Genomic DNA, 21,218 nt, shown 5'->3' on the forward strand with positions numbered 1-21,218 from the left:
GTGAGCAGTACAACAACGTAGTGGGTGGCGGTGGAGCTCGAAGCCGGACGAACCGCTCCGGCACACGGCTCGGCATGGCGACGATGAGCGCCGGCTCGGGCCAGTACACGGGCAGGGCGGCCAGCGCGCTGGGCGGCACCGACCCCGTGCGTGCGTCCGGCTGGGTCGCACGATCCGGATGGCAGTGCGCCTGGCACAGCGCGCCTTGGTGCTCCGGCCCCTGGCCCATCGAGGCACAGGTCCCCGACATCGCCATGCCAGCGGCCGAGGCCATCGCCATGGGCGGAGCGGTCGGAGTCATCGCGCAGGCGTAAGCGGCCAATGCGAGCTGGTGCCACGTAAGCAGCACGACCGCCAGCCAGGTCAGCCGGCGGCGGGTGCGGGAACGGAGGCGGTGCGTGGGACGCATGCGGCGATGGTACACCGCGCCGCGGCATGGACCCGGGTCCACGGTTCGCTGCCGCGTTCACGACGTGCTCACCGGCATCCGACGGCAGCTGGAGGAGCATGCGATTGGGGAATCCGATTGCCCGGAGCCATCCATGCCCGATGCCCGCAAACCCGTGGTGCTGATCACGGGGTCTTCAGGCTTCATTGGAAGCACCCTGGTGCGGCGCCTTGCGCCGGACTACATGCTGGTGGGCCTGGATCGCCCCGGGTTCGATGAGCATGGTGCGCCTATCGAACGGATCGCCTGTGACCTGGGCGATGCCGCCTCGATCCAGCAGGCCATGGCGGAGGTAGCCGAGCGAGTGGGCCGGCAGATCGCCTCAGTGGTTCACCTGGCCGGCTACTACGACCTGAGCGGCGAACCGAATCCGCTCTATGCGCGCATCACGGTCGAGGGCACGCGGCGGCTGATCGACGCGCTGGATGGGTTCGAGGTGGCGCAGTTGGTCTATGCCAGCACCATGCTCGTCTACGAACCCAGGCAAGGCCCGAACGAGCCGATCAGCGAGGACTCACCGCTGGGCGCGACGTGGCCCTACCCGCAGTCCAAGTTGGACGCCGAGGCGGTACTTCGTGCGCGCCACGGCGCGATCCCGCTCGTTCTGATGCGCATCGCCGGCGTGTATGACGACATGGGCCATTCGCCGTTCCCGGTCCAGCAGATCGCGCGCATCTACGAGGGTGGCGTCCTGTCCCACGTCTACCCCGGCATGCTTTGCGCGGGGCAGGCGTTTGTGCACGTGGCGGATCTGGCCGAGGCCTTCGCACGGGTCATTGCTTGCCGCGAGCAACTGCCGCCGGAGTGGCCGGTACTGATCGGCGAGGCCGAAGCCCTGGGCTATGCCGAGATCCAGAACATCATCGGCGAGTCCCTGCGGGGACATGCCTGGAAGACCGTGCGCGTGCCGGAGGCGGCCGCCGAGATCGGCGCTTGGCTGGAGACCAATGTGCTGGGGGATCGCGAGTTCATCCAGCCGTGGATGGTCGAGCAGGCCAACGACCACTACCTGCTCGATACGCATCGTGCCAAGGATGTGCTGGGCTGGCAGCCCGCGTACAGCTTGCGCGACACCCTGCCCACGATGGTGCGGTCGCTGCAGGACGATCCGACCGGTTGGTACAAAGCCAACCAGCTCGATGCAGCGCGGGTGGCCTGGCGCAGCCCGGGGCGCGAAGCGAGCCATGGCGGCAGCTCGCGCCACGGGTCGAAACAGGCGCAGGGAACATCGCAACCCGATCATCACGCCATGGACCACGACGGGGCGCCGACCCGTTGGCCGCACTTGGCCAACATCGGGCTCGGCTTCTGGTTGATGACCACCTCGTGGGTCACCGGCTTCACGACTCCCGCCACGATTACTCGCCGGGTCTATGAAGTCACGCTGGAGCGGCAGCTGCCACCGGTCGAGTGGCGCGCCGCCGCGTTGACGTTCAGCGACGTGGCCAGCGGCGTGCTGCTGGTGATCGCCGGTGGCCTGTCCCTCTCCCGCCGCACGGCCTGGTTTGGCCAGTGGATGGCCGCATTCATCGGTGTCTGGTTGCTGTTCGCGCCGTTGGCGCTGTGGAGCCCGAGCGCCGCGCAGTTCCAGAACGACCTGTTGGTAGGCGCGCTGGCGATCGCCTTTTCCGTCCTGGTCGTCATGATGCCGGGCATGAGCATGGAAGGGATGATGGATACCAAGGTCGTGCCACCGGGCTGGACCTACTGCCCCTCCACCGGCGCGCAGCGCTTGCCGATCGCCGCCCTGGCCCTCATCGGCCTGCTGATCTCGCGCATGCTGGCGGCCTACCAGCTCGGCCACGTCGATTCGGTGTGGGAGCCGTTCTTCGCGGGCAACCCGCTCGACGCGCGCAACGGCACGGAGGAAATCATTACTTCCAGCGTCTCCAAAGCCTGGCCGATCCCCGACGCCGGCCTCGGTGCGGTCAGCTACATGCTGGAAATCCTGATGGCGGTCATGGGCACGCGGGCACGCTGGCGCACCATGCCGTGGATGGTCACCTTCTTCGGCATCCTGGTGATCCCGCTGGGCGTGGTGAGCATCTACTTCATCATCATCCAGCCGATCGTCATTGGTACCTGGAGCACGCCGGCCCTCGTCGCCGCACTGGCGATGGTGGTCATGATCCCGTTCGCGCTGGACGAAGTGATCGCCATGGGGCAGTACCTGCTCCGGGCGTACCGGCAAGGCAAGCCGTTGCTGGCGGTCTTCTTCCGCGGCGGCGCGGTGACGGCGGGGGAGGAGACGTCCGCCGACCATCTGATCGATCCGACCACCTTCTGGCAGGACACGCGGCGCGGCCTGAGCCTGCCGTGGACGCTGGTCGCGAGCATGGCGATCGGCGCGTTCCTCATGTTCACCCGGTTGGCGCTGGAGTCGTCCGGCGCCATGGCCAACAGCGATCACCTGATCGGCTCCTTGACCATCACGGTGGCGATCATTGCGACCGCCGAGGTGGCCCGCGCCCTACGCTTGGTGAACGTCGCGCTCGGTGCGTGGCTCTTCATCGCGCCGTGGGTGCTCACCGGCCATTCGGCCGTGGCGACCGTGGTCAGCCTGGCGCTGGGTGTGGCCTTGATCGCGCTCAGCCTGCCCCGCGGTCCGCGTAGTCAGGAGCACTATGCCGGCTGGGATCGGTACATCCTCTAGCCCCGTGCGCAGCGAAGCGCTGCGTGCGTTGCCTGCGAGCCGACACCACCGTCAAGCTCTTTAACGCCACCTCGACCGCAGCTGCGTTTGACTGGCGGCTCGCGCGATCCGTGCATCGCGCCTCATCGACAACCAAGGGATCGACCAAGGCCCATGGCTTTTCTGACGTATCGCGCGGCGCTCGGGCGGACCTTTCGCGGCGCCACCGGCGGACCTTCCCAACAGCAAGAGGCGCAGCTCATCCCAGAGAGATGGGCGCCTCTGTGGAACGTTGTGGCGGTCGCTTGCGCGCCGGCCCTGCTGGCGATCCTGGAGATGTTCCATCCTCACCCGGATGACCTCATGGCTTTGGACGTGCGCACCTGGCTCACCGTCCACTACATCCAGGTGCCGCTGTTTGCCTTGTCCGCACTCGCCATCGCCAGGCTGGTGCGCGCTCGCCCGGATCCAGCCGCGGCGCTATGCCGCCTGGCCTTGTTCGTGTTTGCCATGAGCTTCGTGGTGTTCGACACCGCGGCCGGCATCGTGGTCGGCAGCCTGGTGCAGATTGCACACACCTCGGGTACGCCGATGGCTTGGCGTGAGGCCATCGAAGCGATCTGGACCCATCCCATCCTGGGTGGCACGGACAGCCCGATACTGGCTATCGCAGGCCGCGTGTCCTTGTCGGTAGCCACGATCAGCGCCGCCGTCTCTCTCTGGCGAGCAGGCCGTCCGTGGGCTCCACTCCTGCTGCTGGCAGCTTCCGGTTGCGTGATGAACGTTGTCCACGCCCATTCCTGGCCCGGCGGTCCGTTGACGTTCGGTGGTATCGCCTGCGCAGCCGCCTGGCTGCAGTGGTCCATGCGATCGCCCCTTGCAGAGGCACCGGCCTGCGTCCATCCATTGCGCCTGGCGGTGGCTCGGGACGACAGGGTGGCAACTATCGGAACCTCCGTGTCGAGGAGACCGCAGGCGCCATCGGTCCGGTAGCAGCGGCTTCAAAAATGCAGGCGCGGCGAGCGCCGAAGGTCACACGTGGTCGAGTCCTGCTGTCAACCCGAGTCCCGCGGCGCGGCGACCTTTGCGGTGATCCACTTGCGTGCGATGGTCACCACCAGGTTGCGCGCCTCGTGGATCTCCATGGGTGCGTTTGGAGCGGCAAACTTGCGTGCGCCATGCCTGCGGTTGCCCCAGCCACCTTTGGGTTGTTGGCGGTGGCGCGAAAGGTCTTGATCGCCTGTGCATCCACCCATCCAAGCGCAACCAGGCTGTCACGACCACCAAGGTCATGTTCGATTGCTTCGATGATCCGGCCCAAGTTGCTCCAGTCATCGAGCGGCCCTTGCATGTACTTGAACACGTCTTCGACCACTGCCTCGCGCTGCACCAGCGCTCGCCAGGCCGAAGGTCCGGGGCCGCGACGAGTGGCCATTACGACGGCCTCGTCCTCGCCCAGCCTGATCGCAACGATCTCAGCGGAGAGCTTCAATCCGTCCTTGATCGAAGCAAAGTGCATTTTCGGCTTGGCCTGCTTGCTCCAGGCTGACAGGGCCAAACGCGAGTGGCTGGCATCCGGTGAGGAAGAGCCGCACATAGCCATTGAGATAGTCGACCTCCTGCTGTGCGATGGCCCTGACCGCAGCGTGGTCATCAAGCTTCGCGAAGAGTGCTGGATCGAGTCGATACCGGCCGTCTGCAAGGACCAGGGGCACCTGCCCAGGGAAGCTCTGGTCCAGCTTCTGCAGGCCGTGTTGATCACCACTTAGCTCAACTATCCACGTCATGTGCCATCTCCATCCGTCCGGCAGGAAGCGCTTCCAGCTTTGTCGCAAGCCCTGAGAATGGTGCCGGGCACACTGGAGAAAAAGGAACCCGCGCCATGGCTGCCCACCATTTCGAACCGGCCCACGACCGCACCCACGAGCACGTCCTGGATCGGGACGCGGGAACCTGGATCAGCTTGACCGACTACATGGGGGTTGGCGACTACGGATCGGTCATCGAAAAAAAGCGGGTGGCGCTCAAGCTCAAGCTGAACAGCGGGGAGCTGCGTTACGTATGCCCCAGATGCGAAGAGGCCATGACGTTGGCCTCCCATCCGATCACGCACAAGAGCGTCCAGCGCTTTTACTTCAAGCACCGTGACCGGAGCAGCCTTTGCACCGGGATACAAGGGCTGAGCGCGGCGGCGATCTGCGCGAGGAAGTTCGCCCACTGCAAGGAGGGTGAGGCCCACAAGCAGGTCAAAGCATGGCTGGTCGAGAGCATGCAGGCTGATCCGGCGTTCTCCGAAATCAACCAGGAGAAGCATTGGAAGGACGTCGCTGGAATACGCTGGCGCCAGCCCGATGTGCAGAGCCTGTGGCGCACTGAGCGCATTGCATTCGAAGCGCAGCTGTCGACAACCTTCCTCCACGTGATCACCGAGCGGATGCACTTCTACGAGCGCAATCAAGGGCGTCTGTTGTGGCTGTTCCGTGATCTTGAGCTCGAACACTTCAAGTTGTCCGAGGACGACATCTTCTACTCGAACAACCGGAACGGTTTCTGCGTCAACCGGGAGACCGTCGCCCTTTCGAGGGAGCACAGGCGCTTTGCCCTTGAGTGCGTGTGGTGCGAGCCCGTCGACCTGGGCGGCCACGCCGTCGACGAGGTCAGGCGGCAGACTGTGTTCTTCGACCAGTTGCACTTCGACGTAAGCGCCGACGGCGTCCCCAGGACCTACTTTTTCCACTACGACGCAGCCATCGACGGTCTGCAGCGAAAGTGGAAGGACGCGTGTGAGATGGCCCAGCGGCTTGCCAAGCAGAAGCAATTGGCGCAGGCGGAGGCACGGGATCGGGCGCTCAGGGATGAACTGGAAGCATTGTTCGCGGCATTCCCGAAAGACCGGGACAAGAACAAGCGCCGTTGGCGGATACTCCGGGACAAATTCAAGCTCAGGGGCTTCCAGTTGCCGGATGAGATCTACCGCACGAGCGGACCCTTCTATCTGCTGATGGCGGCCTACTCGGCTAAACGCGGAGAAGTGGTCGCCTGCAATCTGGGCAACTTCATCTCGTTGGCAAACAGCCTGTACGACCGGCACAAGGAAGCGTTGTGGGCCTTCAGCGTGATGATGAAGCACTACCGTCGCGCCCCGCAGATGCGCGCGTACGGTGACATGCAAAAGTGGCGGACGCGGCGGGACACCTACCAGCGGGCCTGGAAAAGCGGCGATCCGGCGTTTGCGCCGGATCGCCGCTTCGATGATCTGCTGGTGTTCCTGTTCCCCAAGGCAGGAGCAGATCTGCTGAGCGATCCGGCCGGTCTCGCGGTTGGGCAGCGTGACTTGTCCGGCACGGGCGCGTCTGCCCATCCATGAGGCTGCGCCCTCAGCTCGGCCCGTGGGTGGCGAAGTGCCTGATGCTTCCGTCAGCCGCGATCAACACGACGTCGTAACGCTGCGGCGTTCCCATCTCCATGCCGGGCGAGCCGATCGGCATGCCTGGCGCGGCCAGTCCTCGAGCGCGAGGACGGTTCGCAAGGAGCCGCTGGATATCCTCGACCGGCACGTGGCCCTCGATTACGTAACCATCCACCGAAGCCGTATGACAGGAGGCCGCCTGTTTGGGCACACCCAGGCGCGCCTTCACGGTAGGCATGGCGGTATCTTCATGGACGATCGGGGCAAAGCCATGCGCCCGTAGGTATGCGACCCACGCTTCGCAGCAACCACAGGACGGGTCACGGTAGACATCGATCGTTTGCGCGGCGAACGCGGGAAGCGTGATGAGGCACCAGCCAAGCACGAGGCCACCCAACATGCGCTGGTTCATCACTGGGGCGCCTCCTCGGATTGCCACTGCACTGACGTGATCTTCCAGGCCGATCCAAATTTCCTGAGCGTGAGCTTTTCCTTGCTACGCAGCGTGACCGGCTTGCTTTGGCGGCGGGTGACGATGCGCTGTTCACTGCCGACCATGGCGGTATCGCCCATGGACTTGGAGCCCATCCACACCGGGGTCACAGTGGCGCTTTTCAGGAACGCGAGATCCTCGCCCAGGTGATGGGCGGCGTAGTCTTCGCGCGTTTGCGTTTGCCCGTCTTCGCTGACCGTCGCCTCCGGCGCCAGCATGGCGAGCGCTATCGTGCGGTCGCCGTGCTGCAGGGCGCCGTGGAAGGCCTGGGCTGCCGCTTCGGCATCCGGCGTGGCGCGTGGGGTAAGGCCGTCGAACGCCAGCGGCATCCCGTCGCTTGCCTGCGCGGCATGGTCATGGTCCCTGTCGTCGGCATGCGCGTGCGTGTTCTGCAGCGCGGTGCCGTCGGCCATGCTGCCGGCCCCGCCCTGGTGATGCGCCTCGGCTTCCGCCCCATGATGATGGTGGCCGCTTTCTTCGCCACCCATGTCCATGTCCTCATCCGGCGGTGCCTTGGCGACCATGTCCCGGTACTGCAGCGGCGTCAGGTCCGGCAGCTTCTGCAGGAAGGCGACCATGCTCCAGATCGTCGGGTCGTCGTGGCTGATGCCCCAGGCCGGCATGGCGCTCATCTTGATGCCGTGCTTGATGACCCAGAAGGCGTCCTTGGGATCGACCCGCACCTGCGAGAGGTTGGGCGGCTGCGGGTAAAGGCCGGGACGGATTTCGGAATCGCTCATGCCGGGTTTGAGGTGGCAATCGGTGCACATCGCCGCGTACTGGCCAGCGCCCTTGAGGATCAGCTGCGGGTCCTCCAGGTTCGGCAGGGTGACGCCTCCCGAGCGCGCATGGATCGAGCGCTCACGAAGTGTCTGCATGATCGCGTAGACCGGCTTGGTGTGGTGGTCGTCGGCGGCGATGTTGTAGAAGCCCGAGTAGATGAAAACCGCACCGCCGGCGATCAGGATGGCGAGCAGCACCACGACCGCGATGCTGTAGTGCTTGACGTGTTGTTTCATGGTCGACCCCCAATCAAAACCAGATGCGTACGCCGGCCACCCATTGCCGGTCGAATCGACCCTGTCCCGCATCGCGGGCAAAGTCGGCTGTGCCACCCCACCGTCGTGTCCAGACCACGCCGACATACGGAGCGAACTGTCGATGGAACTCGTAGCGCAAGCGTAATCCCAGGGAAGTGTCGGACAGGCCGCTGCCCAGTCCTCGCGCGCGGTCAGAGCTGCCGTAGGCGTTCGCCTCGAACTCCGGCTGCAGGATCAACCGCTGGGTGAAGAGCAGTTCGTACTCGGCACGGAAGCGGGCGGCGGTGCGGCCAGATGGCCCGATATAGCCGGTGGCCTCCAGCTCGAACCAATAAGGGGCCAGGCCCTGGATGCCGAAGGCTGCCCACTGCCGATGGGGGCCTTCGCCGCCATCGGCGCGCACGCCAAGCTGGGTGCTCCAGAAGGTGGCAACCGTGTGGTTCCAAAGCGCTTCGAGACTGGCATCCTGCAGCGTGTCGCCACTGCGTTCCCCCTCAGAGCGCAGCCAGAGCTTGTCGTAGTCGTTGCCGTAGTAGCCTTCGATGTCCCATTGCTGGCCGTTGCCGTCCTTGCCATGGTAGGCCTCAAGCTGGTCGATCAGTAGCTTGCTGAAACTGGCGTTGTCATCCATCGCCGTATGCATGCCCGCATGAGGACCATACCCGACACCGGCGGAGTAGTCCGGGTCACGGGCATCGGGTGGCGGGCTGCCGCCCTGCATCGGGCCCATCGTCATGGCCTGCATGGAGCCGTGATCCATGTTTTGTATCGAACCATGATTCATGGCTTGCATCGACCCGTGGTCCATGCCTGACATCGAGCCGTGACCCATGCTCTGCATGGACCCGTGGTCCATCCCGTGCGTGCCGTGCATTGTCCCGTCTGGGGTTGGGCTCGCCATCGTGGCAGGAGATTCCGATGGTGGAACGGTCGCCGCAGGAGCAGGCATCGCCGTGCTAGGCATGCTGCCCATATCCATGCCGGTCATGGAACCCATGCTGGCAGGCGACCCGCTGCTCGCCGGTGCCGGGGCATCCTGGGCCGGTGCGATCAATGCCATCCAGGGGCCGAGCACAATGACCAGTGCCAAGTGCTTGAGGGAAAGGGAAGGGCGCCGGCTCATGACACCACCACCTCGCGGAACATGCCCGCTTCCATGTGGTAGAGCAGGTGGCAGTGGTAGGCCCACCGTCCGGGGTTGTCCGCACTCACGCGGTAGGTGATGCGCTGCGCCGGCTGCACGTTGATGGTGTGTTTGCGCGCCAGGAACTGGCCGTTTGGGTCTTCCAGTTCGCTGAACATGCCGTGCAGATGGATCGGATGATTCATCATCGTGTCGTTGACCAGCACGATGCGCAGCCGCTCGCCGAAGTTGAAGTGCACCGGCTTGGCCTCAGAGAACTTCTGTCCGTCGAAGGACCACATGAAACGCTCCATGTTGCCGGTCAGGTGCAACTCAATCTCGCGTTCGGGTTCGCGCGACTCGATGGGACCGTCGAGTGAGTGCAGATCGGCGTAGGTGAGCACGCGTCGGCCGTTGTCGCGCAGACAGATGCCCGGATCGTCGAGGTTGGTCCGCGGCATGTCGACATGCATGTCCACACCCGGACCGTATTCGGTACGCGCGTGGTGGACCATGGGCATGCCACCGGACGTCAGGTTCTGCATGCCCGGCATCGGCATGCCGGGCATCGCGCCATGCTCCATGCCCTGCATGCCATCCATATCCATGCCGGACATACCACCGTGGTTGGCCCCGTGGCCCATGCCGCCCATCGGCATCGCGCCCATCATGTCCTTCATGCTGAGCCAGACGCGTGGGTCCATCGTCGGAACTGCGGCCTCCATGCCTGGCCGCGGCGCCAGCGTGCCGCGGGCGTAACCGGTGCGGTCGATCGACTGGGCGAACACCGTGTAGGCGCGATTGTCCTGCGGCTCGACGATGACGTCGTAGGTTTCGGCGACCGAGATGCGGAACTCATCCACCGGCACTGGCGCCACATCCTGCCCGTCGGCCGAGATCACCGTCATCTTCAGGCCGGGAATGCGTACATCGAACAAGGTAGAGGCCGAACCGTTGATGAAGCGCAGGCGGACTTTTTCGCCCGGCTTGAACAGGCCCGTCCAGTTGCCCGCCGGCGCGGCGCCGTTCATCAGGTAGGTATAGGTAGAACCGCCCACGTCGGAGAGGTCGGTAGGGTTCATCCGCATCTCGTTCCACATCTTGCGCATCGCCAGTGCCTGGCTGAGGCCCTGCTCGCGCACGTCGCGGACGAAGTCCGGTGCCGTGGGCTGGTGGAAGTTGAAGTAGTCGCTCTGCTTCTTGAGCTTGGCGTAGATGCGCTCGGGATCCTCATCGGTCCAGTCGTTGAGCATCACCACGTAGTCGCGATCGGTGGGGTAGCGCTCACGGCCGGCCGGCTCGATCACCAGCGGACCAAACACGCCCGTCTGCTCCTGGAAGCGCGAGTGCGAGTGGTACCAGTAGGTGCCCGACTGACGCACCTCGAAGCGGTAGACGAACGTCTCGCCGGGCGCAATGCCATCGAAGGCGATGCCGGGCACGCCGTCCATCTGGAACGGCAGCAGGATGCCGTGCCAGTGGATCGAGGTGGGCACGCGCAGGCGGTTGCTCACGCGCAAGGTCACGCTGGTGCCTTCCTTCCAGCGCAGGATCGGACCGGGCAGGCTGCCGTTGACGGTGGTGGCGGGGCGCACCACGCCCGTGTAGTTGACCGGGACTTCGGCGATATCGAGATGGAAATCGGTGCCGCTGAGTACGGGAAGCTGGCCGGGGTGGGCCGGCTGCGCCCAGGCGTTCCCTGGGCGCAGCAGACCCAGGCCTGCGGCTGCACTGCCCAAGGCCACGCCCTGCACGAAACGTCGTCGCGACAGATCCGCGGGAGATGGGGGAAACAGCTTCATGGAGACTCTCCAAAGATGCGTGGGCATCGCCATGCGACGCCGACCGCGACAGCGAGCGAAGTGCCCGCTATCGCCAGGAAATCAAACGAGGAGAGTCAGACGGACGGAGGCCGCAAAGGCGGTGCGGCAGGGAGCGTAGGAGCATGGATGCGCGTCGGATGCCCATAGCCTGCGCTTACCGCCGATGCGGTGAGCAGACTGGCTGGCATCGGCGCCAAGGCGCTGGCGCACATGCCGACACAACCGCAGACGTGGGCGGTGGCATGCCCGCAGCAGCCATCATGCTGCTCGCAGCAATCGTGCGAAGGCACGTGGCTCAAACCGTGATGCAATGGTTCACCGACCGCCGCGGTCGCTTCATGCACGGAATGCGCATACGCGCTCCCCATGCCCAGCGGCGCGGCGGCCAGCGAGGTGACGACCAACATCAGCCATGCCAGCAGGCCCACGGCGAACAGGCCACGGGAGCGGGCAAAGGGGCGAAGCGAGGCGGTCATGGCCTGGAGCGTACCCGCCGGACCTGCCTCCTCTCAACCCTGGAGGAAGGTCCATGAGGGCCTAGGGCTTGCTGTAACCCATGTGCAGGGTGATCTTGTCGCCGGCCTTGAGGTTAGCCACGGCGGATGCCGGGAAGTGCACCTTGAGCATCATGCCTTCGGCGTTGACGTCCACCACGCCCGTCTGCTTGTCCACCGAGCCGACGGTAGCCGGCATGGCATCCATGCCCATCATGTTCTTGTGCATGCCACTTATGTCGCGGCCGCTGTGCGTGGCGCCCATGGTATCGCTGGCGTGGGCACTGTCGGTTGGCGTGGTGTCTTGTGCGAGGGCCACGCCACTTCCCGCCAGCACGAAGAGCGTGGCACCGAGTACGGATGCGAACGGTTTGCGTGCGATCTGCATGACTGCCTCCGGTGTAGAGAATGGCGCGAGCCTGCGCTCCACGCTGTGTAGATGGTTTGAAATGTCGCGGCGGAGGCCGCTTGCGCATGAGCGGGGAGCCGCAAGAACGGCGTTGGATTGATAAATCCAACCGGCGATTCCTCTCTTGGAACCTCTTCTGCCCATCCCATGCGCCCCTCACGCTACTCGCACGGCCTGGCTGATTATGGTTGGAGATTCATTCGATCTGCGAGAAGCCACCGATGAAAGGGAGCTACGGAAGATTTGCAGCCATGGTCGCCGTGTCGACGGTGGCGATGTTCATCCTTATGTACTTCGACATTGTCGAACTCGACCATGCGTACTGGAGTCAGACCATGGCATGGATGGCAGTGGTGATGGGCGCCACCATGGCGCTGATCATGTTGGCTTTCATGCTCGGCATGTACACAAACCGCGCGGCTAACCTGGTGATCGCCATCATCGCGGTCGTGGTGTTCGCTGGCGCGCTGTACCTGGTCCGCAGCCAGGCCACCGTGGGTGACGTGTCGTATATGAAGGCGATGATTCCGCATCACTCGATCGCGATCATGACCAGCGAGCGCGCCCACATTTCCGATCCGCGCGTGCGCAAGCTGGCGGACGAGATCATTGCCTCGCAACGCCGCGAGATTGGCGAGATGAAGGCGCTGATCAAAGAACTGGACCACGCCAAGTAACTATAGGCTATTCCTATGCTGAAGCTCGCAGGAAGTGAAGTAGAGATCGGTCCTGGTGAGCGCGAATTGGGTCGCGACCGGTGACGCGTGCGCTCGAAAGTAGAGTTTGCGCTTGGAAATGGTCAGTGCTCGATGCATGTTTTCGAAGCCAAAAAATTTCAGACACATATCACACGAAAGAGACCGAGAAGTGCTGGTCTCGCGTGCGGCGCATCCGCTCTGATGCGCTCGTCTGGGAAGAATGATGATCCCGCAAAAAACTGACGCGCTCACCTGCGTTCTCGTCGTGACGGCTGCCTTGCTGCTGGGCTTTGTCCGCTGCAACGGTTGCCTGACAAAGACACCCTGATCTAACCACCAAAGGCAGATGCGCCAAAGGCCCGGGCTAACCGGGCCTTTGGCGTTTCTATGCCCTCAAAGGAGGCAAAAACATGCATCTGGTCGAGACAATCGCCTACGCCGGGGAGAAGCCCTGGCATGGCTTGGGCAACAAGCTGGCACCGCAGCAGCCGGTCGACGTCTGGAAGAAGCAGGCCGGCATGGACTGGCGCATCGAGGCGTCCGAGGTCCGTTACGTGACCGGTAGCAGCCACCTGGGCGCAATCCACGCATTTCCCGAACAGAAGGTGTTGTATCGGTCGGATACCCACGCCCCGCTTGCGGTGGTGAGCAAACGCTTTCAAGTGGTGCAACCGGAGGAAGTGCTGGAGTTCTACCGCGATCTCACCGAGGTAAGCGGCTTTGAACTGGAGACCGCTGGTGTCCTGCGTGAAGGCCGCAAGTTCTGGGCTCTGGCGCGCACCGGTCAAAGCGTGTCGCTGAAGGGCCGCGACCGGGTGGATGGCTATCTGCTGCTCGCGACGGCGTGCGACGGCACGCTGGCGACCACGGCACAGTTCACCAGCGTGCGGGTGGTCTGCAATAACACTTTGCAGATCGCGCTTGGCCACTCCAGCGGGGCCATCAAGGTGCCCCACCGCAGCCAGTTCGATCCCGAAGCGGTCAAGCGGCAGCTGGGTATCACCGTGTCGTCGTGGGATGGCTTCGTCGCCCGCATGAAGGCCCTGGTCGAGCGGCCCGTGGACCCGGACTCGGTCGAAGCACTGCTGCGCCGCGTCCTGACTTACCCGGGGCAGGACAGTAAGACCGGCGTGGTGAACGAGCAGGCGGTTGCCAACGTGCGGGCGTTGTACGAGGGCGGCGGGCGGGGCGCCTTGATGGCCTCCAGTCGTGGAACGGCCTGGGGCGTGCTCAACAGCGTGACCGAGTTCGTCGACTTCCATCGCCGTGCGCGGACCGACGACCATCGTCGCGAGGCCGCCTGGTTCGGGCAGGGTGCCCAGATCAAGCAACGGGCGTGGGACGAACTGATGAAGCTGGTGGCCTGATGCGCGCGCTCTCAACCCCGCGGATGCGCGTGCCCATGAAGGAGGCGGTCGCCGATCGCCCGAGCCAGGCCAGCGAGGACTGGGCGATCGAGCGGGCGCTGCGCATCCTGGAGAGCCGGGCCTCCACGGTCGGCGAGTTGCTGAGCGACCCGCAGACCTGCGGGCATTTCTTTCGGCTGAGGCTGGGCAACGAAGTCCGGGAGCACTTTGAAGTTGCGTTCCTGGACTCCCAGCATCGGTTGATCTCCGCCGAGCGCCTGTTCTCGGGTTCGATCCAGACCACGGAGGTACACCCTCGCATCGTGATCCAGCGTGCGCTGGCTCTGAACGCGGCCGCGGTACTGCTGGCCCATAACCACCCCAGCGGGCATGCGGAACCGTCGCCGGCGGATCGGGCCCTCACCATGCGCTTGAGGGAAGCGCTGACGCTGGTCGATGTGCGGGTGCTCGACCACTTCGTGGTTACCGCGGAGCAAGCGGTGTCGATGGCGATCCGGGGCCTGATGTAGGTCTGAAACACCAAGCCACCCAGCGCGACGACTCACCGGATATCTAGCAAGGCAAACCACATAACGCCCGGCCGTCAGGCCGGGCGTTCCTTTTTGGGAGATCACATGAAGAAGCAAGCGGCATTACGGCTGGTCGACACGCGTACGCTCGACCGGCAGCAGTGGCTGGAAGTGCGCCGTGGTGGCATCGGCAGTTCCGATGCGGCGGCAGCCGTGGGACTCAACCCCTACAAGAGCCCCTTGGCGCTATGGATGGAAAAGACGGGACGAGACCGAGCGGAGGAGGACGACCCCAATGACATGGAAGACCCACGCTACTGGGGCACGCTTCTGGAGCCCTACGTCGCGCTGGCGTATCAGAGGAAGACCCAGCACAAGGTGCGCAAGGTCAATGCCGTGCTGCAGCACCCCACCTTCCCTTTCATGCTCGCGAACCTGGACCGGGAGGTTGTTGGCCATCCGGACGTACAGATCCTCGAGTGCAAGACCGCCGGCGAGTTCGGCGCGCGGCTGTGGAGGGATGGCGTGCCGGAGTACGTGCAGCTGCAGGTGCAACACCAGCTCGCCGTGACCGGCAAGCAGGCCGCGGATGTAGCCGTGCTGCTCTGTGGCCAGCATCTGGCGGTGCATCGTATCGAGCGGGACAACGACCTCATCGCCCGCCTGATCATCCTGGAGACGCGATTCTGGGAGTACGTGGAATCGGATACGCCACCGCCGGCAGATGGAAGTGCCTCGGCCGGCCAGGCCCTGCGTCAGCTGTACCCGGGAAACGACACGAGCCTCGATTTCTCCGAGGATGCCGCACTGAATACCGCTTTCGACACCTTGGTGGAGCTCAAGGTGGAGCTCGAAGCAAAGGAAGGCCGAGCCGAGCAGCTCAAGCAGACGATCCAGGCCGCGATGGGGGACGCCAGCAAGGCGCATTTTGCTCGCGGCGAAGCGACATTCAAGCGCGCCAAGGAAGGCACCATCGTCGATCTGAAACGGCTGGCCGCGGAGCACCCGGCGATCGCGGCCCAATACACCGTGACCCGCCCCGGATCGCGTCGATTCGTGCTTGCCCCCGCCACTGACAGTTCAAAGAGGACAGGACCATGCTGAAAGGTCTGGCGATTACCCCGCCTGTGATCGGGCGGATATCCATCGGTCGCGTGGTGGAGCGCAACGGCAAACGCCTGCCGGAAAAGGATGACCAGTTCACCTTGACCACCCAGGTGCAGAACCGCGACGGGTGGGTACTGCACCCGCTTGATGACGAGCTACGCAAGGCTTCCGGCGGCAAGCTGCGGTCCATGCCGGTGCGCATGCTTTTTAACGACCCTGCGCTCAACTTGCGGGCGGACTATTCGCTCTTCGATCGCAGCAAGGGGCGGCCGGTATGCGTGGGCAATGGCGAAACGTGTCGTCGGCGTGGCAAGGACGCGATCGAGCAACTGCCTTGCCCCGGGGCGGACAGCTGCGCCTTCGCCCAGGGCGAGTGCAAGGCTTACGCCCGACTGCATGTGCTGGTTGGGGATGATCAAAGCGATGCGCTCGGCAGCTTCGTGCTTCGAACCACCTCGTTTAACACCATCCGCACCCTCGCGGCTCGCCTAGAGTATTTCCAGGCGGTGTCGGGCGGGCTGTTGGCCTGCATGCCGCTGGAACTCAAGTTGCGCGGCAAGTCCACGGCGATGAGCTACGGCACGCCGATCTACTACGTCGACGTGGTGGTCCGCACAGGGCTGACCCTCGACCAGGCAATCGGTGAGGCGAGGGCATTGGCTGAACATCGTGGAGCTGCGGGCTTCGACCAGGACGCGCTGGACGGCGCTGCCCGCAAGGGCTTCGCCAATGGGGCGTTCGAGGAGCTCGAAGAAGACGGGTCGGCCGTGGTGGAAGAGTTTTTTCCAGCGGAAGCCGGAGGAAGCCCATCGGCGCAACCGGCGACGGGGGACTTGCGTGGGCGTCTGGACGCGAAAGTGAAGCAGGCGGCAGCTAACTAGGGAGTGGACGATGCTGAAGGTGATTGGTGGCTTGGCGGTCTACGGCTTTGCTCTGTTCGGTCTGGGCGTGTACCTCACCCGCGCGCATGGGCGAGGTACTTGCGGGGATTGAGGGGGAGGGGGCTTCGGCCCCCTCATGCCTGTGCGACGCTCTATTTTTTTGCAATGGTCTTCCGGCACAACCGCTCGGCTGCTGCACCGCTACGGAGACCCTCGCCGGATGCACCGCCCGCCCCTAGAATCGACGGGGTAGGGGGAGTCGTCGCTGTCGCATCCGAGCGCCTCGGTGATTGCGGAAGCAGTAGCTGCTGATGCCCCTCACATGGCCCGCATCAGGAAAGCACTCGTGACCGCTCTCGCCCAACTTTTGGATACCTACCGCCAGGCCGCTGTCACCGAGCGGGAGAAAGGCACGTATTTCGAGGAGTTGATCCTTACCTACCTGCGCAACGAGGCCAGCTACCGCGACCTCTACAGCCAGGTATGGAGCTATGCCGACTGGGCCAAGGCCCAGGGCCTGGACGCCCGCGACACCGGCATCGACCTGGTGGCCCAGACGGCCGGCACCGGCGAAATCCACGCCATCCAGTGCAAGCTCTACGATCCGAGCTACAAGCTGCAAAAAAAGGACATCGACAGCTTTTTTACCGCCTCCGGCAAGAAGCCATTCGCTCATCGGGTGATCGTCTGCACCACTAACCACTGGAGTGAGCACGCCGAAGAAGCGCTGCGCGACCAGCAACCGCCGGTCAGCAAAATCGACCTGCACGACCTGGAAAACAGCCAGATCGACTGGGCCAGGTATCAGCCCAAGGCCCCGCCTGCGCTTAAGCCGAAGAAGACGCTGAAGGAGCATCAAGAGAGCGCCCTGAAGGCCGTGCGAGAAGGCCTGGCCAAGGCCGACCGCGGCAAGATGATCATGGCCTGCGGCACCGGCAAGACCTTCACCAGCCTGAAGGTGGCTGAGGCCGTCGCCGGCAAGGGCGGGCGCGTGCTGTTCCTGGTGCCTAGCCTGTCGCTGCTGTCGCAGACCCTCACCGAGTGGACGCAGGAAAGCGCCATCCCCCTGCACAGCTTCGCCGTGTGTTCCGATAGCGACGTGGGCAAGAAGCGCAAGAAGGAAGACGACGCGGTCCAGACCTTCACCCACGAGCTGCGCTACCCGGCCACCACCGAGCCGGCGCGCCTGGCCGCGGAAATGGCCAAGCGCCATGACGCTCAGCACATGAGCGTGGTGTTCTCCACCTACCACTCCATCGACGTCATCAGCCAGGCCCAGCACGACTACGGCCTGGCCAACTTCGACCTGATCGTGTGCGACGAGGCCCACCGCACCACCGGCGTCACCTTTGCCGACGAGGACGAAAGCGCCTTCGTACGCGTACACGACACGTACTACATCCACGCGGCCAAGCGCCTGTACATGACCGCCACGCCCCGCATCTACGCGGACAGCGCCAAGGCCACGGCCGACCGCGATGGGGTGGAACTGTGTTCCATGGACGACGAGGCGCTGTACGGCAAACAGCTCTACCTGATTACCTTTTCCGAAGCCGTCGAGCGCGACCTCCTGGTGGACTACAAAGTCATCGTGCTGGCCGTGGAAGAAAGCCACGTCAACCGCCGCCTGCAGAAGCTGCTGGCCAGCGAAGACAACCAGCTCAAGGTGGACGACGCCTCCAAGATCGTCGGCTGCTGGAAGGCGCTGGCCAAGCAGGGTATGACCGACGACCTGGTGGGCGACGACGGTCCCATGCGCAAGGCCGTGGCCTTCTGTCAGGTGATCGAGGTATCCAAGGGTGCCAAGACCCACAAGGTCAGCTCCAAGAACATCGCCAACATGTTTCAGGCCGTGGTCGAGGCCTATCAGGAAGCCGAGGACATCGAGCCGGCCGCGCGCCTCACCTGCGAAGCCGAGCACGTCGACGGCGGCATGAACGCCAGCGAGAAAGAGGCCAAACTGGACTGGCTCAAGGCCGACGCCCCCGAGGCCACCTGCCGTGTGCTGTCCAACGTGCGCTGTCTGTCCGAAGGCGTGGACGTGCCCGCGCTCGACGCCGTGCTGTTTCTCACCCCCCGCAACTCACAGGTGGACGTGGTGCAGTCCGTCGGCCGCGTCATGCGCAAGGCCGAGGGCAAGAAACGCGGCTATGTGATCCTGCCGGTGGTCATCCCGGCCGGCGTGGAGCCGCACGACGCTTTGAACGACAACAAGACCTATGCCGTGGTGTGGCAAGTGCTGCAGGCCCTGCGCTCGCACGACGACCGCTTCGATGCGATGGTCAACAAGCTGGACCTGATCGGCAAAGACCCGCGCAAGATGGAGGTCATCGCCATCACCGACAAGGTGCAGCGCAAGCCGGCGCACGCCAGGGCTGGCACCAGCAACGGCAAGGCCGGTCGCGGGCAGTCGGCATCGGCGAGGCCGCGCCGCAGTACGGCGAGAAGGGCACCGCGCCGCTCCCCTTTGAGATCGGCGAAATCGAGCGCGCCATCTACGCCAAGGTGGTGCAGAAGTGCGGTAACCGGCACCACTGGGAAGACTGGGCCAACGACATCGCCAAGATCGCGCGGACCCACATCGACCGCATCACCGCGATCATTGAGGACCGCGGCCACACCAAGGAGCGCAAGGCGTTCGAGGCCTTCGCCGAGGAACTGCGCGACGACCTCAACGATAGCATCAGCGACGGTGAAATCATCGAGATGCTGGCCCAGCACCTGATCACCAAGCCGGTGTTCGATGCCCTGTTCGCCGACTACAGCTTCGCCCAGCACAACCCCATGAGCCAAGCCATGCAAGGCGTGCTGGACGCCCTGCAAGAGCACCGCCTGGGCAAGGAGGCCGACACGTTGGAGCGCTTCTACGCCAGCGTGCGCCAGCGCGCCGAGGGGATAGACAACGCCGCTGGAAAGCAAAAGATCGTGGTGGAGCTGTACAACAAGTTCTTTCGCAATGCCTTCCCCCGCATGACCGAGCGGCTGGGCATCGTCTACACCCCGGTCGAAGTGGTGGACTTCATTCTGCACAGCGTTGCCCACCTGCTGCAAACCGAGTTCGGCCAGACGCTGGGCAGCAAGGGCGTGCACATCCTGGACCCCTTCACCGGTACCGGCACGTTCATCACCCGCCTATTGCAAAGCGGCCTGATCACCCCCGAGCAGCTGCCGCACAAGTACCGCCACGAAATCCACGCCAACGAGATCGTGCTGCTGGCCTACTACATCGCCGCCATCAATATCGAGGCGGTCTACCACGGCGTGGTGGGTGGCGAGTATGAGCCGTTCGAAGGCATCTGCCTCACCGACACGTTCCAGATGTACGAAAAGGATGACCTGGTGGATGCCTTGCTGGTCGATAACAGCGCGCGGCGCAAGCGGCAGAAAAAACTAGACATCCGGGTGATTGTAGGCAATCCACCGTATTCCATTGGCCAAGGCAGCCAGAATGATAATAATCAGAATATCAAATACCCCCTTTTAGATCGGCGAATCGAACAGTCGTACGCGGCTCAATCTCGTGCCGCATTATCTCGAGGGCTGTATGACAGTTATATCCGCGCCATTCGGTGGGCCACGGACCGCATTGGCGATGCGGGCATAGTTGGCTTTGTCACTAATGCCGGCTTTCTTGAGACCACATCTGCAGATGGTCTACGCAAGTGTTTAGCCGAAGAATTTTCAAATATCCATGTCTTTCACCTTCGAGGCAACCAGCGTACGTCCGGTGAGCTTTCGCGCAGGGAGGGAGGCAAGATTTTCGGAAGCGGCAGCCGTGCGCCGATTGCTATTACTTTGCTAGTGAAGAACCCGCAGGCTGCCAAGCATGGGCTGATCAATTATCACGACATCGGCGACTACCTGACCCGCGAGCAAAAGCTAGAAAAGATTGCTCGCTATGCAAGCGTAGAAGGAATCACTGATTGGCGAACCATTGTCCCCGATGCGCACGGTGACTGGCTTCGGCAGCGGCAGGATGGTTTCGAGAAATTCATAGTTCTAGGTGATAAGCGAGGCAACTCGCCAAAAGTGTTTGAGAGCTTTTCGATGGGCGTAGTCACGAATCGCGATGCCTGGGCTTATAACGCAAGTAGAGACATGCTGGCTCTAAATATGCGCCGCATGATCGACAGCTACAACGACGAGTTGGTGCGCTTCAATCACTTCCATCAGGGCCTTGATCGAAAAGCCCGAGAGCGTGGCGTGGATGCTTTCATCGATACCAATCCTGAGCGCATTAGTTGGACAGTCAACTTGAAGCAGGATCTGATCAGGGGGCGGACATTCTCTTTTGACGCAGAAAGCTTGACGCCAAGTTTGTACCGCCCTTTTTCGAAGCAATGGATGTACTTCAACTCCGCCTTCAATGAGAGGGTGCTTCAGATGCCGCGCATTTTTCCAAATGTAAAGGCAAGAAATTTGGCTATCATGACGAAGGGCAATTGGCGCGGTGACGGCCATTTTGCGCTGATGATCGACCACATTCCTTGCTTACTTCCTGACGGCGGCGCGCAGTGCTTTCCGCTGTATCTTTACGATAGCGCAGAGAAAAATGAGGTCGGCACGGAGAAACTGTTTGCCGACCAAGGCTGCGGTCCAATAAAACGACGTGATGCGATTAGTGATGTCGGGCTATTACATTTTCAACAGGCGTACCCTAGGGATGGTCTGATCAATCGCCGCGCAACCACTCACGCGTGACATTGGTCCCGTCAAAGCGAAAAACGCTCATTTTGACGGCGGAATGCCGCCTTATTCGCTCCGCAGTTGACCTCTTTGGTCCAC

General features: G+C 63.5%; 18 protein-coding genes and 1 pseudogene. 11 read left to right on the forward strand and 8 right to left on the reverse strand.

Annotation, left to right across the window (positions count from 1 at the left end; translation table 11 throughout):
- Positions 1-74: 74 nt before the first annotated feature.
- The 3 genes from OSC30_RS10765 to OSC30_RS10775 all read left to right on the forward strand — a co-directional run bounded on the left by OSC30_RS10765 (position 75) and on the right by OSC30_RS10775 (position 4,073).
- The gene (locus OSC30_RS10765) at positions 75-314 is read left to right on the forward strand and encodes a hypothetical protein (RefSeq protein ID WP_267171844.1); all 240 of its coding nucleotides are present in this window, start codon (positions 75-77) and stop codon (positions 312-314) included.
- A gap of 228 nt (positions 315-542) precedes the next feature.
- On the forward strand, positions 543-3,101 hold the full coding sequence (locus tag OSC30_RS10770) for an NAD-dependent epimerase/dehydratase family protein (RefSeq protein ID WP_267171845.1): 2,559 nt from the start codon (positions 543-545) through the stop codon (positions 3,099-3,101).
- Between the two features lie 153 nt (positions 3,102-3,254).
- Complete coding sequence (locus OSC30_RS10775) at positions 3,255-4,073, forward strand: hypothetical protein (protein WP_267171846.1); 819 nt, start codon at positions 3,255-3,257, stop codon at positions 4,071-4,073.
- Positions 4,074-4,191: 118 nt separating this feature from the next.
- Here OSC30_RS10775 and OSC30_RS10780 read toward each other — a convergent pair whose 3' ends face one another.
- Positions 4,192-4,599, reverse strand: a complete 408-nt coding sequence (locus OSC30_RS10780; protein WP_267171847.1) for a hypothetical protein — start codon at positions 4,597-4,599, stop codon at positions 4,192-4,194.
- Positions 4,556-4,867 (reverse strand): hypothetical protein, encoded by a 312-nt coding sequence (locus OSC30_RS10785; protein WP_267171848.1) that lies wholly within the window; start codon positions 4,865-4,867, stop codon positions 4,556-4,558. Before OSC30_RS10785 ends, OSC30_RS10780 begins: the two co-directional genes overlap by 44 nt.
- 95 nt (positions 4,868-4,962) lie before the next feature.
- On the opposite strand from OSC30_RS10785, the gene OSC30_RS10790 reads away from it, so the two are divergent.
- Positions 4,963-6,447 carry a DUF6035 family protein gene (locus OSC30_RS10790; RefSeq protein WP_267171849.1) on the forward strand — a complete coding sequence of 495 codons (1,485 nt, stop codon included), beginning with the start codon at positions 4,963-4,965 and terminating at the stop codon, positions 6,445-6,447.
- A 10-nt stretch (positions 6,448-6,457) separates the two neighbouring features.
- On the opposite strand, the gene OSC30_RS10795 is transcribed toward OSC30_RS10790, so the two are convergent.
- From OSC30_RS10795 to OSC30_RS10820, 6 genes are all read right to left on the reverse strand, one after another.
- Entirely contained in the window at positions 6,458-6,901 is a 444-nt protein-coding gene (locus OSC30_RS10795; RefSeq protein ID WP_267171850.1) for a DUF411 domain-containing protein, read from the reverse strand.
- A complete protein-coding gene (locus tag OSC30_RS10800; protein ID WP_267171851.1) occupies positions 6,901-8,001 on the reverse strand; it encodes a c-type cytochrome in 1,101 nt (366 codons plus the stop codon). The genes OSC30_RS10795 and OSC30_RS10800 overlap by 1 nt, the downstream gene beginning before the upstream one ends.
- A gap of 13 nt (positions 8,002-8,014) precedes the next feature.
- On the reverse strand, positions 8,015-9,145 hold the full coding sequence (locus OSC30_RS10805; protein WP_267171852.1) for a copper resistance protein B: 1,131 nt from the start codon (positions 9,143-9,145) through the stop codon (positions 8,015-8,017).
- On the reverse strand, positions 9,142-10,947 hold the full coding sequence (locus OSC30_RS10810; protein WP_267171853.1) for a copper resistance system multicopper oxidase: 1,806 nt from the start codon (positions 10,945-10,947) through the stop codon (positions 9,142-9,144). Before OSC30_RS10810 ends, OSC30_RS10805 begins: the two co-directional genes overlap by 4 nt.
- Before the next feature lie 95 nt (positions 10,948-11,042).
- Positions 11,043-11,444, reverse strand: coding sequence for a hypothetical protein (locus OSC30_RS10815; protein WP_267171854.1), 402 nt, complete (start codon positions 11,442-11,444; stop codon positions 11,043-11,045).
- A 61-nt stretch (positions 11,445-11,505) separates the two neighbouring features.
- Complete coding sequence (locus OSC30_RS10820; RefSeq protein WP_267171855.1) at positions 11,506-11,850, reverse strand: hypothetical protein; 345 nt, start codon at positions 11,848-11,850, stop codon at positions 11,506-11,508.
- Positions 11,851-12,122: 272 nt separating this feature from the next.
- Here OSC30_RS10820 and OSC30_RS10825 point away from each other — a divergent pair, with 272 nt between their 5' ends.
- The 7 genes and pseudogenes from OSC30_RS10825 to OSC30_RS10855 all read left to right on the forward strand — a co-directional run bounded on the left by OSC30_RS10825 (position 12,123) and on the right by OSC30_RS10855 (position 21,134).
- A complete protein-coding gene (locus OSC30_RS10825) occupies positions 12,123-12,548 on the forward strand; it encodes a DUF305 domain-containing protein (protein ID WP_267171856.1) in 426 nt (141 codons plus the stop codon).
- A gap of 431 nt (positions 12,549-12,979) precedes the next feature.
- Positions 12,980-13,936 carry a DUF932 domain-containing protein gene (locus tag OSC30_RS10830; RefSeq protein ID WP_267171857.1) on the forward strand — a complete coding sequence of 319 codons (957 nt, stop codon included), beginning with the start codon at positions 12,980-12,982 and terminating at the stop codon, positions 13,934-13,936.
- Between the two features lie 35 nt (positions 13,937-13,971).
- A complete protein-coding gene (locus OSC30_RS10835; RefSeq protein WP_267171858.1) occupies positions 13,972-14,445 on the forward strand; it encodes a JAB domain-containing protein in 474 nt (157 codons plus the stop codon).
- Between the two features lie 105 nt (positions 14,446-14,550).
- On the forward strand, positions 14,551-15,549 hold the full coding sequence (locus OSC30_RS10840) for a YqaJ viral recombinase family nuclease (RefSeq protein ID WP_267171859.1): 999 nt from the start codon (positions 14,551-14,553) through the stop codon (positions 15,547-15,549).
- The gene (locus tag OSC30_RS10845) at positions 15,543-16,433 is read left to right on the forward strand and encodes a recombination directionality factor (protein ID WP_267171860.1); all 891 of its coding nucleotides are present in this window, start codon (positions 15,543-15,545) and stop codon (positions 16,431-16,433) included. Before OSC30_RS10840 ends, OSC30_RS10845 begins: the two co-directional genes overlap by 7 nt.
- A gap of 322 nt (positions 16,434-16,755) precedes the next feature.
- Positions 16,756-18,501 (forward strand): annotated as a pseudogene (locus tag OSC30_RS10850) (restriction endonuclease); the annotation flags it as partial.
- A 440-nt stretch (positions 18,502-18,941) separates the two neighbouring features.
- On the forward strand, positions 18,942-21,134 hold the full coding sequence (locus OSC30_RS10855) for a type ISP restriction/modification enzyme (protein ID WP_425474743.1): 2,193 nt from the start codon (positions 18,942-18,944) through the stop codon (positions 21,132-21,134).
- Positions 21,135-21,218 lie beyond the last annotated feature (84 nt).

It is taken from the genome of Frateuria hangzhouensis (assembly GCF_026410505.1).
GTDB classification, from domain to species: domain Bacteria; phylum Pseudomonadota; class Gammaproteobacteria; order Xanthomonadales; family Rhodanobacteraceae; genus Frateuria_A; species Frateuria_A hangzhouensis.